Origin of the sequence: Nocardioides anomalus (assembly GCF_011046535.1) — a bacterium.
Classification (GTDB): Bacteria; Actinomycetota; Actinomycetes; order Propionibacteriales; family Nocardioidaceae; genus Nocardioides; species Nocardioides anomalus.
This window is the reverse complement of the sequence record NZ_CP049257.1, coordinates 801,057-815,560: the sequence shown is the minus strand read 5'-3', so window position 1 is coordinate 815,560 and position 14,504 is coordinate 801,057. Positions and strand designations below refer to the sequence as shown.

Here is a 14,504-nt window from a genome sequence, read left to right as displayed (position 1 = left end):
GCGCTCACTCCTCGTCGTGCAGGTCGATGATGAGCCGGGCCAGCTCGGTGACGGGGATCCCCGCCTGGGTCGCCGCCGACCGGAGCCGCTCCGAGGCCTCGTCGACCTGCACCCCCGAGCGCTCGGCCAGCACCCCGGAGGCGATGTCGACGATGGCCTGGTTCTCGATGGTGCGCAGTGTCTCCTCGGCCTGCCGGCGCGAGGAGAAGGACAGGTCGGCATCGCGGATCACCTCGGAGGCCGGGGCCTGCACCAGGGCGGCCAGCTCCTCGGTGCGACCGGAGAACGCGCCCACGGTCGAGGCGTAGACGGTGAGCCCACCCACCACCGCGTCGCCCACGTGGACCGGGGCCGACAGGGTGCTGCGCACCCCTCGATGGGCGCTGGCCCGCGCGAACAGCGACCACCGCTCCTCGTCCAGCGCGGCGGCGTCCGGCACCTCGAGCGGTCGGGCGTGACGGATCGCCGCGAGGGCGGGACCGTCCTCGAGGTACTGCACACCGTCGAGGGCCAGCAGGCGACGGTCGCTGACCGCCATGGTGAAGGTCACCTGGGGCTCGGCGAGCGACAGGCTGACGCCGACGGTCTGCGGCACCACCGCCTGCACCCGGGCCGCCAGCGTGCGGACGTGGTCCTCCAGCTCGGGCCGGTCGTCGAAGGCCAGGAAGCGGAACGCGTCAGCAGTCGCCGCGACCGGCTCCAGCGGGTCGCTCGGCTCGTCAGGCACTCGTCCTCCTCGGCTCGGTCCCGGCGGGGTCTCGGCTCGGGTCCGACACCCCTCTCGTACCCGAACCTGGAGGAGCCAGTACGCCCGCTTGGGCGGTGGGGGCGGCCACCTGCTCCGCCGCTGGGGCTCCGGGGCGGCGCTCGGCCGGCGACGGGCAGCACGTGGTGACCGTGGACGGCCGCCAGGGCGCCGACTTGCGTGAGCGGGTCCGCACGGTCACCCGCGGCGAGCGCCTGCCCCTCGCCCAGGCGCGGACGTCACGACGCCTCCTGCACCCGGATCGGATCGGCGGTCGCCACCCAGCGGCCGTCGCGGAAGGCCGCCAGCCCCCGCTCCTCGAAGGCCGCGAGCCAGCCCTCCATCGGCCAGCGGCCCCACCGCTCGTGGAACAGCGCGGCGTTGCGCAGCACGTCGTCGAGGTGCTCGACGGGCGGGCGGGAGACCGGGTGCCACTGGTGGTAGGCGCGGGCGCCGCCGAGCACGCCGTGCTCGAGCCCGGACCGCACGACGGCGTGGCCGAAGTCGGTGTCCTCCCCGCCGTAGCCGACGTAGTCCTCGCAGAAGCCGCCGGCGTGCCCCCACGCGGAGGCCGCCATGGCGAAGGACAGTGACCAGAACAGGTCCGGGTCGGTGCCGTACAGCGCGTGCCCGGGTCCCGGGTCGGGACGGGCCGGGTGCGGGTCGTCGAGGGCATCGAGCCGCGCGAGGTCGTAGCCGCCCGGCGGCGGCTCGGGCAGGTAGGTGACCACGCCGCTCCACACCGTGGCGGGCTCGGTGGCGCACGCCGCGGCGTACGCCGCCACGAGGTCGGGACCGGCCAGGCAGTCCACGTCGAGCAGGACGACGGTGTCGGCGCCGCCGGCCAGCGCGTGGGCCACGCCGGCGTTGCGGGCCGCGGCCAGCGGGAGGCCCAGCGGCTCGCGCGGCACGGCGACGACCTCGCGGCGCAGCCCGTCGCGGACGGTCGGCTCGATGCTCGGGTCGTCCATGGCCACGACGACGTACCGGTCGGGCCGGCGCGAGCCGCGGGCCAGTGAGCGGTGCTGTGCCGCGAGGTGCTCGTGGCGCCCGTGGGCGAGGGTGACGACGGCGACCCGGCTCACGGCTGCCCGCCCGCGCCGACCGTTCGGACCACGTCCGCCGCCCGGTGGGCAGCGTCGCCGTCGCACCACAGCGCCCAGGCGGCGCCGTCGAGACCACGGGCCTGCTCCAGCACCTCGGACCAGCCGTGCGCCGGGAAGTCGTCGAGGACGACGGCGGGCCACGGTCCGCGGCTCAGCACGGCGCCGGTGGTCCGCTGCTCGCGGTGCGGCCGCTCCTGGGGTACGACGACCGCGGGCACGCGCGAGGCGGCGATCTCGGCCACGGCGTTCTGCCCGGCGTGGGTGATGGCGACGTCGGCGTCGGCCAGCAGCCCGGACGGGTCCTCGACCCACGTGCCCAGCTCGGCGTCCAGCACGGTCCACTCCCAGTCCGGCGTCTCCTTCTGGGCGAGCTCGAGGCGGTGCGCGTCCAGGTCGCGACCACCGGCCCCGGACATGAGCACGACCCGGGGAGGTCCGGGACGGCGCTCGCCGCGCTCGACGACCGGGAACCGGGAGAGCCCACCGACCGGGACCAGGCGCTCGAGGACGCCCGGCCGGACACCGGTGAGCAGGCCGGCGGCGCCCGCCGGCCAGCAGGCGAGGATGGTGTCGGAGACGTCGTAGCCGAGCTGGTGGGCCTGGTCGTCGCGGTGCCCCGGGCCGGCGACGGTGACGACGGGGATGCCGTGCAGCCGGACCAGGACCGCGACCTCGACGGAGACGTCGACGACGAAGACCCGCGGGGCGACGTGGCGGATCCACGCGGCGATCTCGGCCATCCGCGAGCGCAGCCCGTGGTGGCCCAGCGGCACCCAGTGCAACCGGTCGCCGGCGGTGCGGTCGGTCGAGGCGAGGTCCCCGGCGCCCTCGTCGGCGTCGTCGCGCTCGAGCTGGATCCACGGCCCCGGCCAGTCGGGCGGCTCGGGGAGGGAGGAGAAGCCGGTGACCGGCTCGCCGAGCGCCTGCGCGATCGCCGTGGCCCGGTGCAGGTGCCCGCGGCCCACGTGGTGGACGTAGTAGCCGATCACGCGGCGACCGGGTCCAGGACGGCGTCGTAGAGCCCCTCGTAGCGGTCGACCATCCGCTGCAGCGAGCAGTGCCGCTCGGCGTAGGAGCGGACGACCCGGCGCTCGCACCGGGCCGCGACCAGGATCGCGCGGGCCAGCGCCGCCACGTCGGCGTCGGGGGCCAGCGCGCCGACGCGAGGGTCGACCAGCTCGGGCAGCGCGCCGCGTGAGAACGCCGCGACCGGCGTCCCGCAGGCCATCGCCTCGGCGGCCACCAGGCCGTACGGCTCGTCCCACTGCGGCGTGACCACGGCGACCGAGGCCCGGCCGAGCACACCCACGAGCTCACGCCGCGACAGGTGCCCGGCGTAGGAGATGCCGTCGCCCAGGCGCGGGCGGACCTCGCGCTCGACGTACGCCGGGTCGGAGACCGGTCCGGCGAGGACCAGCTCGACGCCGGCCAGCCGGGCGGCGTCCATGGCCAGGTGGGGTGCCTTCTCCGGGGTGAGCCGGCCCGACCAGACGGCCGGTCCACCGCCGGGACCGGGCACGAAGGCGGTCACGTCGACGCCGTTGTGGATCACCGTGGAGGAGACGGCGTGGGCCCAGGCCCGCGCGGTCATCTCGCTGACCGACACGAAGTGGCCGACGCCGCCGGACAGGGCCACGGCGGACTCCAGCCACGGCACCGGCGGGGTGTGCAGGGTGGTGACGACCGGGGCGTCCAGGCTCTTGGCCATCGCCACGGGCAGGTGGTGCAGGCTCGTGTTGTGCACAAGGTCGAAGCGCTGGTGCCGCAGCCCGAGCATCAGGTCGAGGTAGGCGTGGTGCTCGAGCATCCACTGCTCACTCGGCGAGTTCACGTCGGTCAGCGAGACCGCGCTCGGCGCGAAGGCGGGCACCTCGAGCCGGGTCACCGGCAGCCGGGGGTCGGAGCCCGGGCCGGCGAACAGGGTCACGTCGTGGCCGCGCCGGTCGAGCTCGGAGACCATCGCGTGGGTCCAGGCCTCGAGCCCTCCCGCGAACGGCTCGGCGATGGGGAAGCGGCTGGAGGCGATGACGCAGATGCGCACGTCAGACCCGTTCCGTCACCGACCGGTAGACCTCGGCGTGTGCGGCCGCGATCTCGGCCCGCTGCCGGCGGCGCTCGGGCACCGTCGCACCGAACGGCGGGCGGGCGTCGTACGCCGCGGTGACCGCGTCGCGCAACGAGGCCGGGTCGAAGCGGTCCTCGTCCATCTCGTAGGTCAGCACCGGGCCCTGCTCGGCGTAGAAGCCGCAGGTCGGGGCGACCACGGTGGTGCCGAGGTCCCGGCACGCCTCGAGCCAGCCCGAGTGCGTGCCGAAGCGGTAGGGCAGCACCGAGACGTCGAGGGAGTTGAGGTAGCTGTAGAAGGCCTGGTCGTCGGCGAGGTAGTCGTGCACCCGCAGGTCGACGTGGCGGTGGGCGGCGGCCACGTCGATCGCGGCGGCGACGACGGGGTCGTGGCTGCGACCGGCCGGGTCGTGCAGCTCGGCGTGCACGTTGACCTGCAGGACCGCGCCGGGCAGACCGGCGACGGTCTCGGCCAGGACCGGCAGCACTGCGAGCGGGTCCATGCTGGCCCGCACGCTCTTGACGTGCAGGCCCACGCGGAACTGGCCGCTGCGCCGGCGCGCCCGCGCGTCGGCCGCGACCTGCATGGTGCGGAAGTCGACGACGTGCGGGTGCGGCACGACGACGGCCTCACGGCCCCACCGGCGGGCGATCTCGGCCGCCGCGCCGCGGGTCAGGGTCACCAGCGCGTCGGCGCCCCGGACCAGGACCTCGAGCTGCTCGTCGTGCAGCGCCCGCGTCGGGTGGTGCGGGTTGCGCAGGTCGTGGACGGTGAACACCAGCGGTCGGCCGGTCGCGTGCAGGGCGTCGACGAAGTCCTGCAGCTCCTCGGGCGGCCGGGCGTCGAAGCCGAAGTGCAGGTGGGCCAGGTCGAAGTCGTGCGCACGCACCCAGTCCGGGCCGAGCATGACCGGCGGCCACCAGCGCTGCTCGCCGGACCGGACGCCCTCGGGCGTGGGGTCGGCGAGCCGCAGCGGTCCGGTGCCGTCCTCGGGGCCGAGGTGGCGGATGTAGGCGTGGTTCTGCGGGATGGAGGCGACCACGAGGGGCGTCGCCGCCTCGGGCCGCGCGTGAGCGACGGAGAGGGCGGTCACGGCCGGAAGACGATCTTCACGGCCCCGTCCTCCTTCTTCTGGAACGTCTCGTACGCCTGCGGCGCCTCCTCGAGGGACAGGTGGTGGGTGGCGAAACCCTCCACCCCCAGCACGTCCTCGTCCTGGTTGAGCAGCGCGAGGATGTCGTCGCTCCAGCGCCGGACGTTGGCCTGGCCCATGCGCAGCTGGAGCTGCTTGTCGAAGATCTGCATCATCGGCAGCGGGTCGGCCGACCCGCCGTACACCCCGGAGATGGAGACGGTGCCGCCGCGGCGCACGGAGTCGAACGCCGAGAGCAGGGCCTCGAGCCGGTCGATGCCGGCGTTCATCATCAGCGGCTCGGCCAGCTTGTCGGGCAGCAGGCCGACGAGCTTGTGGGCCAGCTTGGTGGCCCCGGAGCCGTGCGCCTCCATGCCGACGGCCTCGATGACCGCATCGGCGCCGCGTCCGTCGGTCATCTCACGCACCGCGTCGGCCAGACTGTTGTCGCCGAGGGCCGTGATGTCGACCGCCTCGGCGCCCCGACCGGACACCCGCTGGAGCCGCTCGGGCACCAGGTCGGCGACGATCGCGCGCTTGCCCTCGAGCATGGCGATCCGCGAGGCCATGTCACCGATCGGACCGGCGCCGAGGACGAGCACCGTGCCGCCGTCGGGGATGTCGGCGTAGCGCACGGCCTGCCACGCGGTGGGCAGCACGTCGCTGAGGTAGACGTAACGGTCGTCGGGCGGGCCGTTCGGCACCTTGATGGCGCCGTAGGCACCGTGCGGGACGCGGAGGTACTCCGCCTGGCCGCCCGGCACCTGGCCGTAGAGCTTGCTGTAGCCGAGCAGGCTCGCGCCGGTCCCGGTGTCGCGGTTCTGGGTGGTCTCGCACTGGCTCTGCAGGCCGCGCTCGCACATCCAGCAGTGGCCGCAGCTGACGTTGAAGGGGATGACCACGCGGTCACCGACGTCGAGGTGCTCGACCGCTGACCCCACCGCCTCGACGACGCCCATCGGCTCGTGGCCCACGATGTCGCCCGGCTCCATGAACGGCCCGAGCACCTCGTACAGGTGCAGGTCGGAGCCGCACAGCCCGGTCGAGGTCACCCGGATCAGGACGTCGGTCGGCTCCTGGATCGTCGGGTCCGGGACCGTCTCGACACGGATGTCCTTCTCGCCCTGCCACGTCACTGCTCGCATGCGGTGCCAGTGTCCGGGCCCCTCCGCCCGCACCCCCACCCCTGGGGGTGGAAGTGCGGACGGTGCGCGTCAGCCCTGGGCCTGGTCGCGGACCGACTGCGCCGAGGACTGGCCCTCGTTCGCGACGGTCTGCGCGGAGTCCTGCGCGGACTCCTTGACCTGCTGGGCCGCCTCGGTGGCGTTCTCCTTGACGTTCTGCGCGACGTCCTGGGCCGCCGAGCGCACGTCGTCGAGCAGCGGCTGGCCGTGCTCCTTGACCGCCTCGCTCACCTGGTGGGCGGCCTCGGCCTCGGCCCGGCTGGCCGGGATCAGCGAGGCGATGACCAGCCCGGCGCCGAAGGCGACGAGCCCGGCGGCGAGCGGTGCGCCCTCGACGCGGTCCGTCGCGGACGAGGCCAGGGCGCTGGGCGCCCCGGTGGCGCTCGAGGTCGCCGACGACGCGGTCGAGGTGACCGAGTCCCTGGCGCTCTGCGCCGTCCCGAACACCTTGTCCCGGACCGAGCCGGCCCGGTCGCGGGCGGCCTGCTTGCGCCGCTCCACGATCGCCGAGGGGCTCACGCGGTCCTGCAGGGTGTCGAGGTCGCCCGCCATGCGCTGCCGGGTCTGCTCGATCTGGGTGGTCAGCTCTTCTGTGCTCTGGCCCATTGCACGTCCTCCTTGATGGTCTGCTGGGTCTGGGGCAGCTGCGGGTTGGCCGCCTGCAGCTCTCTGCGCCCGATGAGGGCGAGGACCGCCGCGATGACGGCCCACACGCCGAAGGTGATGAGGGCGCCGATCTCGATCGGCAGCCAGTCGTCGAGGAGGAACATGAGCGCGAGGCTGAGGAACAGCAACGCGAAGTGGCCGGCCACGCCGGCCCCGCCGAGCATGCCGGCGCCCTTGCCGACCTTGCCGACCTCCTCCTTGAGCTCGACCTTGGCCAGCTCGACCTCCTGCTTCATCAGCGTGGAGAGGTCGGTCGACAGGTCACTGACGACTTGGCCCAGGCTGCGCTCGTCACCGAGCGGTTCCTGCGGGTGGCTCACGGCGTCACCCCGCCGGGGGCGTCGGGCGCCGACGGCAGGCCGGTGCCGGGCGGCGGCGAGGAGTAGCCCGTCGCGCTGGGCGGGACCGGCTCGATCGTCGGGCGCCCGTGGCTCGCCGCCACGTCCGTCGTGTTGGGCGCGCCCGGGGTGACCCGCGGCGGGTCGGTGAGCGGGCTGGTGCCAGGGGTGGTGCCCGGGTTGCCGTGGGCGTCCGGGGTCGCCTCGGCGGCCTCGACCGCGTCCTTGGTGCCGCGCAGCAGCCGCCCCGCCACCACGCCGGCGGCCAGCGCGCCGAGCAGGAACGTGCCCGGACGCTGACGCGCGAACCGTCGTACGTCGTCGAGAAGCTCGGTCGGCTCGCGGCCCTCGAGGTGCTGGGCCAGGGACCGGGCGCGGTCGGAGACCTCGCGGGCCAGGTCGCCGGCGAGGCCCGAGGCGTTCTCCGACATCTGGCCGAGGTCGTCGCTGAACGTCGACAGGGTGCCGGCCAGCTTGTCCTTCTGCTGGCGGCCCTGGTCGTCGAGCTGGCCGCGGACCTGGCCGACGGCGTCGTCCACGACGCCCTTGGCCTGCTGGGCCGCCTCCCCCGCGACGCCCTTCGCCTCGCTGGCGGCGAGGCCCGCGACGTGCTTGCCCTCGTCGGCCGAGGTGGACGCGGTCTGCTGGGTGCGCTCCGCCGCCCCGTCGGTGCTCCCGGTGCCGCTGGTGGCGCCGGTGGCGGCGGTCGTTCCCGTGGTCGTGCCTGTGCCGATGTCGGCAGTCATGTGACCTCCTGGAGGTGTCTCGACCACCGGGTAGCCGCCGCTCCGGGGTCCCACCCCACCCACGGGGGTGAACGGTGAGGGACCGCTCGGCGGGTACTCCGAACCCATGCGCTTCGGATACTTCCTGTCCTGCGAGGAGTACTCGCCGTCCGAGATCGTCGAGCAGGCGGTCGCCGCCGAGCAGGCCGGGTTCGAGGCGCTGTGGATCAGCGACCACTTCCACCCCTGGAACGACGAGCAGGGCCAGAGCGCCTTCGTCTGGGGCATGATCGGCGCGCTCTCCCAGGCGACGTCGCTGCCCATCACCACGGCGGTGACCTGCCCGACGGTGCGCATCCACCCGGCGGTCATCGCCCAGGCCGCGGCCACCGCGGCCGTGCAGACCGGCGGGCGGTTCACGCTCGGGGTCGGCACCGGTGAGGCGCTCAACGAGCACGTCCTCGGCGACGTGTGGCCCTCCGCCGACACCCGGCTCGAGATGCTCGAGGAGGCCGTCGACCTGATCCGCGAGCTGTGGCAGGGCGGGGTGGTGACGTGGGACGGCAAGCACTACGAGACCGACACCGCGCGCGTCTACACCCGGCCCGAGGAGCCGCCGGCGATCTACGTCTCGGCTTTCGGCCCGAAGGCGCTCGAGGTCGCGGCCCGCATCGGCGACGGCTACATCGGCACCCAGGACGACCCCGAGCTGGTCCAGGGCTTCAAGGACCAGTCCGGCGGCAAGCCCGCGCAGGGCGGCGTGAAGGTCGCGTGGGCCCAGACGCGTGACGAGGGCGTCGACCACGCCTACCGGCTCTGGGCCAACTCCGGACTGCCCGGCGAGCTCTCGCAGGTGCTGCCCACCCCGCAGCACTTCATGCAGGCCGCCGAGCTGGTCACCCGCGACGCGGTCTCCGACAGCGTCGTGGCGGGCAACGACGTCGACCAGCACGTCGAGCAGCTACGGAGCTACGTCGACGCCGGGTACGACGAGGTGTACGTCGCCAACATGGGGCCGAACTACGTGGCCATGATCGAGGCCTACGGCCGCGACGTGCTGCCCCGGCTGCGCTGAGCCCGGCGCCCGCTCACGACGGCAGCCAGTCGTCGAGGTGCTCGAGCAGCTCGGCGGCGTCGCGGTAGACCCGCACCGCCCCGGCCTCCTCGAGCTCGCTGCGGCTGGTCCCGCCGGTCAGCACGCCGTACGCCGGGACGCCGGCGCGCCGGGCCGCCTCGACGTCCCACACCGAGTCGCCGATCATGCAGGCCGCGTCGGGGCCGAGCCGCTCGAGGGCGATGTCGACCAGCTGCGGATCGGGCTTGGACTCCTCGGCGTCCTCGGCGGTGGTCGCGGTGTCGGCATGGTCGTGGGCGTCGAGCAGGTCGAAGCCGTGCTCGGCGTGCTTCGGGATCGCCGAGCTGGCCAGCGCCACGTCGACGCCGCGCTCGTCGAGCCCGGCCAGCAGCTCCTTGGCCCCGGGCAGCAGCCGGACCTCGCTCATGACCGCGTCGTACTCCTGCTCCCACCGCTCGCGGATCGCCTCGCCGTGCTCACGCTCGACGTCGTCGCCGGCGACCTCGGGCACCAGCTTGTCGCCGCCCATCCCGATCGCGCGGTGCACGCGCCACAGCGGCACCGTGACGCCGACGCTCTCGAACGCGCGCGCCCAGCACACGACGTGGTGGTAGTTGGTGTCGACCAGCGTCCCGTCGACATCGAGCACGACCGTCGTCCCTGTCACGGTGCGACGGTGCCCACACGCGTGGGCGACCACGCAGGGGTTACCGCTGAGCCGTGAGCTCCAACACCCGGATCGTGTCCGCCACGCCCGAACAGGTCTGGGAGGTGCTGAGCGACGGCTGGCTCTACCCGCTGTGGGTGGTCGGGGCCTCCCGGATGCGCGAGGTCGACGACTCCTGGCCGGAGCCCGGGTCCCGGCTGCACCACTCGGTGGGCAGCTGGCCGCTGCTCCTGGACGACGAGACCGAGGTCCTCGAGGCGGTCCCGGGCGCGCGGATGAAGCTGCGTGCCCACGGCTGGCCCGCGGGCGCCGCCGAGGTGACCATCCACCTCGTCGCCCACGCCTCCGGCACGGAGGTCACCATCGAGGAGGTCGCCACCCACGGTCCCGGCGCACTGGTGCCGAAGCCCCTGCAGGACCCGGTGCTGGGTTGGCGCAACACCGAGACGCTGCGCCGGCTCGCCTACCTGGTCGAGCGCCGGCAGCAACGGGTCTGACGCCCCCGTGACGACGTACGACGCGGTCGTGGTGGGCTCCGGCCCGAACGGCCTGGTCGCCGCGAACCTGCTGGTCGACCGCGGCTGGTCGGTCCTCGTCCTCGAGGCGCAGCCGACCATCGGCGGCGCGGTCGCGAGCGCCGAGGACGTCCACCCCGGGTTCGTGCACGACACCTTCAGCGCGTTCTACCCCCTGGCCATGGCCTCGCCGACCATCCAGTCGCTGGGGCTGGAGGAGCACGGGCTGCGCTGGCGCCACGCCCCGGCGGTGCTCGGCCACCCGTTCCCCGACGGCAGCTGGGCGATCCTGCACCGCGACCGCGAGATCACCGCCCGGCTGGCCGACGCCCAGCACCCCGGCGACGGCGAGGCCTGGCTGGAGCTGTGCGCGGAGTGGGACGCCGTCGGCGAGCACCTCGTGCACGCGCTGCTGCGGCCGTTCCCGCCGGTGCGCCCCGCGCTGTCGCTCCTGGCCAACCTGCGCAAGGCCGGCGGGCTGCGCTTCGTCCGCACGCTGCTCACCCCGGCCGCCGAGATGGGGCGGCACCGCTTCGGCGGCGCCGGTCCGACGGTCCTGGTGGCGGGCAACGCCGGCCACGCGGACATCCCCCTCGACGCCCCGGGCTCCGGCCTGATGGGGCTGCTGCTGGCGATGCTCGGCCAGACCGTCGGCTTCCCGGTGCCCGAGGGCGGCGCCGGCGAGCTGGCCGGCGCGCTGGCCCGCCGCTTCGCCTCCCGCGGCGGTGAGCTCTGGTGCGACGCCGAGGTCATCGGCATCGACGTCGAGGGCGGCCGCGCCGTCGGGGTGCGGACGCCGACCGAGCGGGTCCGCGCCCGGCGCGCGGTCATCGCCGACGTGGCCGCACCGAACCTCTACGGGCGGCTGCTCGCGCCCGGCGACGTGCCCGAGCGGGTGGCGCGCGGGATGCGCCAGTTCGAGATGGACCCCGGGACCGTGAAGGTGGACTGGGCCCTGAGCGGCCCGATCCCCTGGCTGAACGAGCCGGCGTACGCCCCGGGCACGGTGCACGTGGCCGACTCGCTGACCCAGATGCAGGACGCGCTCAACACCGTCTGGACGGGGCGCGTCCCGGCGGACCCGTTCATGCTCACCGGGCAGATGACGACCAGCGACCCGACCCGCTCCCCCGCGGGCACCGAGTCGTTCTGGGCCTACACGCACGTGCCGCAGGAGTTCCGGGGCGACGCCGGCGACGGCTCGATCAAGGGCACCTGGGACGCGAGCGACCGGGAGCGGATGGCCGACCGGATGCAGGCGCGGATGGAGGCGCTGGCGCCGGGGTTCGGCGAGCGCGTCCTGGCCCGCCGCGCCCTCGGGCCGCGGGAGCTCGAGGCCCGCAACGCCAACCTCATCGGTGGCGCGGTCAACGGCGGCACGGCCCAGCTGCACCAGGAGCTGGTCTTCCGCCCCGTGCCGGGGCTCGGCCGGGCCGAGACCGGCGTGCCGGGGCTCTACCTCGGCTCGGCGGCCGCCCACCCGGGCGGCGGCGTGCACGGCGCGGCCGGCAGCAACGCCGCCCGCGCGGCCGTGCTGCACGAACGGCTGCGGCTGGGGCGGCTCTCGACGAAGAGCCGCTAGGCGTCGCGCCCGGCGCCCTGGTCGTCGGGCACGTCCTGACCGCCGGTGCCGGTCTCGTCGGCGCCGCCGCGCCCGACGTACTCCTCCTTGCCCCCGCCGGTCGGACGGGTGCCGTGCGCGGGGTCGGTGGGCGCGTCGGCCTCACCGCGCTCGCGCATCGTGCGGTCGCGTCGCAGGGCGTCGGTCAGCTTGCCGATCCAGCTCATGCGCTGGCGGTATCCCGCCTCCACCCCCGCGGTCCCACCCCAAGGGGTGGGCGTGGCCGGACCGGTCCGGGGGCACCCACCCGGCACCAGCCGTCTGCCCCCAGGAGGACCCCGTGGCCAGCGTCGAGCGCACCATCACCGTGTCGACCCCGCTGAGCAGGGTCTGGCCCTACCTGGCCGACTTCACCACCACCGAGGAGTGGGACCCGCCCACGGTCTCCACCACCCGCACGTCGGGCGACGGCGGCGTGGGCACGACGTACCACAACGTCTCGTCCTTCCTGGGCAAGGAGACCGAGGCCGACTACACCGTGGTGCGCCGCGAGGAGGAGTCGGTGCTCGAGCTGGAGGGCGAGGCCGGCTCGGTGGGGCTGCACGACACGATCACCCTCACCGGCACGCCCGAGGGCGGCACCGAGGTCACCTACCACGCCGAGTTCCACCCCTCCGGCGCCGCCAAGCTGGCCGAGCCGCTGCTGCCGCCGGCCCTGAAGGTCCTCGGCGACAAGGTCGCGGCCTCGATGGCCGAGAGGCTCGAGCAGCTGTGACCACGCTCGAGAGCGCGCCGCTCACCGTCGACTTCGGCGGCCTGCGCATCGAGTACGACGAGCGCGTGCTCACCCCGCGCCCGTGGACCGCCGCGCAGTCGCGCTGGGCCGCCGACCTGATCCGGCTCGCCCCGCCCGGCACGGTGCTCGAGCTCTGCTCCGGGGCCGGTCAGATCGGGCTGCTGGCCACCACACTCGCGCCGCGCACGCTGGTCTGCGTCGACGCCTCCCCCGTCGCCTGCTCCTACCTGCGCCGCAACGCCGCCCACGCCCGCCAGCGCGTCGACGTGCGCGAGGGGCTCATGGACGAGGTGCTGCAGCCGGACGAGGAGTTCGCCGTCATCATCGCCGACCCGCCGTGGGTGCGCCGCGAGGGCGTCGCGGAGTTCCCCGAGGACCCGGTCACCGCCATCGACGGCGGGGACGACGGCCTCGACCTGGTGCGCAGCTGCCTCGACGTCGTGGCCGACCACCTGGTCGTGGCCGGCTCCGCGCTGCTGCAGGTCGGCCCGGACCAGGCCGACGACGTGCGCCGCCTGGTCGCGACCCACCACCACTTGGCGGTGGTCGAGGTCCGCACCTTCGAGCGCGGCGCCCTCGTGCAGATCGACCGGCTCGAGGACCTCGTCGCCTAGGGCGCCGGACCGGGTCCTGTCCTCAGGGCCGGAGCTTCTTGGGCAGCACCTTGTGGGTGCCGTCGCACCACGGCTTGGAGGCGGACTTGCCGCAGCGGCACACGGCCGAGACCGGCCGGGTGGTGGTGTGCTCGACGCCGTCGTCGTCGGTGATCGTGTGCTGACCGCGCAGCAGCATCGGCCCGGCGGGGCAGAGCACGATGTCGGCGCGACGCCCGCTCATGCGGCCACGCCCCACTGCGCGAGCAGGCGGTGGGCGGTGCGGTCCTCGAGGTCCAGGCACGCCCAGGCCCCGAACCACACGTCGGCCTCGAGGGCGGGCTCCTCGCGCACCAGCGCGACGCACACGTCGCGCAGCGCGACCTGCTCGTGCACGGCGTCGGCCTCGACGTGCTCGGTGTAGTAGCCGACGATCTCGACCGGGAAGCCGAGCCGCTCGAGGCCCTGGGCCATCCGGCGCGACGGCATCGAGCTGGTGGCCTCGAAGGCCGCGAGGTGGCCGACCGACGCGGCGCGGAGGCGGCGCTGGAGCCCGAACATCGACAGGGCGTTGTTCTGCTCGAGGATCTCGGCGGGCGCCTCGTCGACGTACGCGCCGGACTCGGGGCGCAGCCCGCTGGCCTCCATGCCGCGCGCCCACAGGTGCGCGTGCAGGCGAGCCGGGTCGCCGACGCCGTACTCGTCGTACTGCAACTCGACCAGCGGCGCCTTCACCACGTTGGGCAGGCGCGGCACCGTGAACGACGTGGGGTCGGCCTCCTTGAGGTGGTAGATCGAGCGGACCCGGAACAGGTCGAGCACCTGCTCCTCGCTCGCCTGGGTCTGCACGAAGCGGGCCAGCGACGGACCGTCGTGCTCGTCGAGCCAGTCGAAGAAGCCGCTGGCCAGGTCCACCCCGTCCGGTACGCCGGGCCAGCGCTCGCGCAGCGAGGCCTCCAGCGTGTCCTCGAGCCGCTTGCGCACGCGCAGCAGCTCCGGCTCGCGCTCGGCGCCGTCGTCGACCTCGTCGAAACCGCCGAAGCTCAGCTCCTGCAGCACCCACAGGGTCAGGGCGGCGTCGTCGGCCGACTCGGGCTCGGTGTCGATGCGCGGCACCTCCCGCTCCGGGAGGTCGCGCAGGGCGGCGAGCACCTGGTCGCCGAGGGGTCCGCGGGGCTTGGGGAGGGCGGTCACGGGGCGTCGGTATCCGCTCGATGAGGCGTCCCTCACTCCGAGGGGTGGTTTCACCTGTGGGGGTGAGCAGCAGCAGTAGCCCGTGTGGGCTACTAGAGGGGTAGCCCGGGCCAGTCGCGCCGGGACGCCCCGCTGAAGACAT

General features: G+C 74.5%; 18 protein-coding genes. 5 read left to right on the top strand and 13 right to left on the bottom strand.

Going from position 1 to position 14,504, the window contains the following annotated elements; all coding sequences use genetic code 11:
- Positions 1–4: 4 nt before the first annotated feature.
- From G5V58_RS04305 to G5V58_RS04265, 9 genes are all read right to left on the bottom strand, one after another.
- Positions 5–727: a GAF and ANTAR domain-containing protein gene (locus tag G5V58_RS04305; protein ID WP_165229067.1), complete on the bottom strand. Its 723-nt coding sequence runs from the start codon at positions 725–727 to the stop codon at positions 5–7.
- Positions 728–984: 257 nt separating this feature from the next.
- A complete protein-coding gene (locus G5V58_RS04300) occupies positions 985–1,830 on the bottom strand; it encodes a glycosyltransferase family 2 protein (RefSeq protein WP_165229065.1) in 846 nt (281 codons plus the stop codon).
- Positions 1,827–2,840: a glycosyltransferase gene (locus tag G5V58_RS04295; protein WP_165229063.1), complete on the bottom strand. Its 1,014-nt coding sequence runs from the start codon at positions 2,838–2,840 to the stop codon at positions 1,827–1,829. Before G5V58_RS04295 ends, G5V58_RS04300 begins: the two co-directional genes overlap by 4 nt.
- Positions 2,837–3,892 (bottom strand): glycosyltransferase, encoded by a 1,056-nt coding sequence (locus G5V58_RS04290; RefSeq protein ID WP_165229061.1) that lies wholly within the window; start codon positions 3,890–3,892, stop codon positions 2,837–2,839. Before G5V58_RS04290 ends, G5V58_RS04295 begins: the two co-directional genes overlap by 4 nt.
- A 1-nt stretch (position 3,893) precedes the next feature.
- Positions 3,894–5,009, bottom strand: a complete 1,116-nt coding sequence (locus tag G5V58_RS04285; RefSeq protein ID WP_230487074.1) for a glycosyltransferase family 4 protein — start codon at positions 5,007–5,009, stop codon at positions 3,894–3,896.
- The gene (locus G5V58_RS04280) at positions 5,006–6,193 is read right to left on the bottom strand and encodes an alcohol dehydrogenase catalytic domain-containing protein (RefSeq protein ID WP_165229059.1); all 1,188 of its coding nucleotides are present in this window, start codon (positions 6,191–6,193) and stop codon (positions 5,006–5,008) included. Before G5V58_RS04280 ends, G5V58_RS04285 begins: the two co-directional genes overlap by 4 nt.
- Positions 6,194–6,262: 69 nt before the next feature.
- On the bottom strand, positions 6,263–6,838 hold the full coding sequence (locus tag G5V58_RS04275) for a DUF3618 domain-containing protein (RefSeq protein WP_165229057.1): 576 nt from the start codon (positions 6,836–6,838) through the stop codon (positions 6,263–6,265).
- Positions 6,814–7,218, bottom strand: coding sequence for a phage holin family protein (locus tag G5V58_RS04270; protein ID WP_230487073.1), 405 nt, complete (start codon positions 7,216–7,218; stop codon positions 6,814–6,816). Before G5V58_RS04270 ends, G5V58_RS04275 begins: the two co-directional genes overlap by 25 nt.
- Entirely contained in the window at positions 7,215–7,982 is a 768-nt protein-coding gene (locus G5V58_RS04265) for a hypothetical protein (protein WP_165229055.1), read from the bottom strand. The genes G5V58_RS04270 and G5V58_RS04265 overlap by 4 nt, the downstream gene beginning before the upstream one ends.
- Before the next feature lie 106 nt (positions 7,983–8,088).
- Between G5V58_RS04265 and G5V58_RS04260 the strand changes: the two genes are divergently transcribed.
- Entirely contained in the window at positions 8,089–9,036 is a 948-nt protein-coding gene (locus G5V58_RS04260) for a TIGR03557 family F420-dependent LLM class oxidoreductase (RefSeq protein WP_165229053.1), read from the top strand.
- Positions 9,037–9,049: 13 nt separating this feature from the next.
- Here the strand turns inward: G5V58_RS04260 and G5V58_RS04255 are convergent, their stop codons facing one another.
- On the bottom strand, positions 9,050–9,703 hold the full coding sequence (locus G5V58_RS04255) for an HAD family hydrolase (RefSeq protein ID WP_165229051.1): 654 nt from the start codon (positions 9,701–9,703) through the stop codon (positions 9,050–9,052).
- Positions 9,704–9,756: 53 nt separating this feature from the next.
- Between G5V58_RS04255 and G5V58_RS04250 the strand changes: the two genes are divergently transcribed.
- Positions 9,757–10,200, top strand: a complete 444-nt coding sequence (locus G5V58_RS04250; protein WP_165229049.1) for an SRPBCC family protein — start codon at positions 9,757–9,759, stop codon at positions 10,198–10,200.
- A 7-nt stretch (positions 10,201–10,207) separates the two neighbouring features.
- A complete protein-coding gene (locus G5V58_RS04245) occupies positions 10,208–11,800 on the top strand; it encodes a phytoene desaturase family protein (RefSeq protein ID WP_165229047.1) in 1,593 nt (530 codons plus the stop codon).
- On the opposite strand, the gene G5V58_RS04240 is transcribed toward G5V58_RS04245, so the two are convergent.
- Positions 11,797–12,006, bottom strand: coding sequence for a hypothetical protein (locus G5V58_RS04240; protein WP_165229045.1), 210 nt, complete (start codon positions 12,004–12,006; stop codon positions 11,797–11,799). The two genes, G5V58_RS04245 and G5V58_RS04240, sit on opposite strands and share 4 nt — an antisense overlap.
- Positions 12,007–12,119: 113 nt before the next feature.
- Between G5V58_RS04240 and G5V58_RS04235 the strand changes: the two genes are divergently transcribed.
- Both G5V58_RS04235 and G5V58_RS04230 read left to right on the top strand, forming a co-directional pair.
- Positions 12,120–12,554, top strand: a complete 435-nt coding sequence (locus G5V58_RS04235) for an SRPBCC family protein (protein WP_165229043.1) — start codon at positions 12,120–12,122, stop codon at positions 12,552–12,554.
- The gene (locus G5V58_RS04230; protein ID WP_165229041.1) at positions 12,551–13,189 is read left to right on the top strand and encodes a methyltransferase domain-containing protein; all 639 of its coding nucleotides are present in this window, start codon (positions 12,551–12,553) and stop codon (positions 13,187–13,189) included. The genes G5V58_RS04235 and G5V58_RS04230 overlap by 4 nt, the downstream gene beginning before the upstream one ends.
- A gap of 22 nt (positions 13,190–13,211) precedes the next feature.
- On the opposite strand, the gene G5V58_RS04225 is transcribed toward G5V58_RS04230, so the two are convergent.
- Together G5V58_RS04225 and G5V58_RS04220 are read right to left on the bottom strand one after the other, a co-directional pair.
- On the bottom strand, positions 13,212–13,412 hold the full coding sequence (locus G5V58_RS04225; protein ID WP_165229039.1) for a CDGSH iron-sulfur domain-containing protein: 201 nt from the start codon (positions 13,410–13,412) through the stop codon (positions 13,212–13,214).
- A complete protein-coding gene (locus tag G5V58_RS04220; protein WP_165229037.1) occupies positions 13,409–14,362 on the bottom strand; it encodes an iron-containing redox enzyme family protein in 954 nt (317 codons plus the stop codon). Before G5V58_RS04220 ends, G5V58_RS04225 begins: the two co-directional genes overlap by 4 nt.
- Positions 14,363–14,504: the final 142 nt, after the last annotated feature.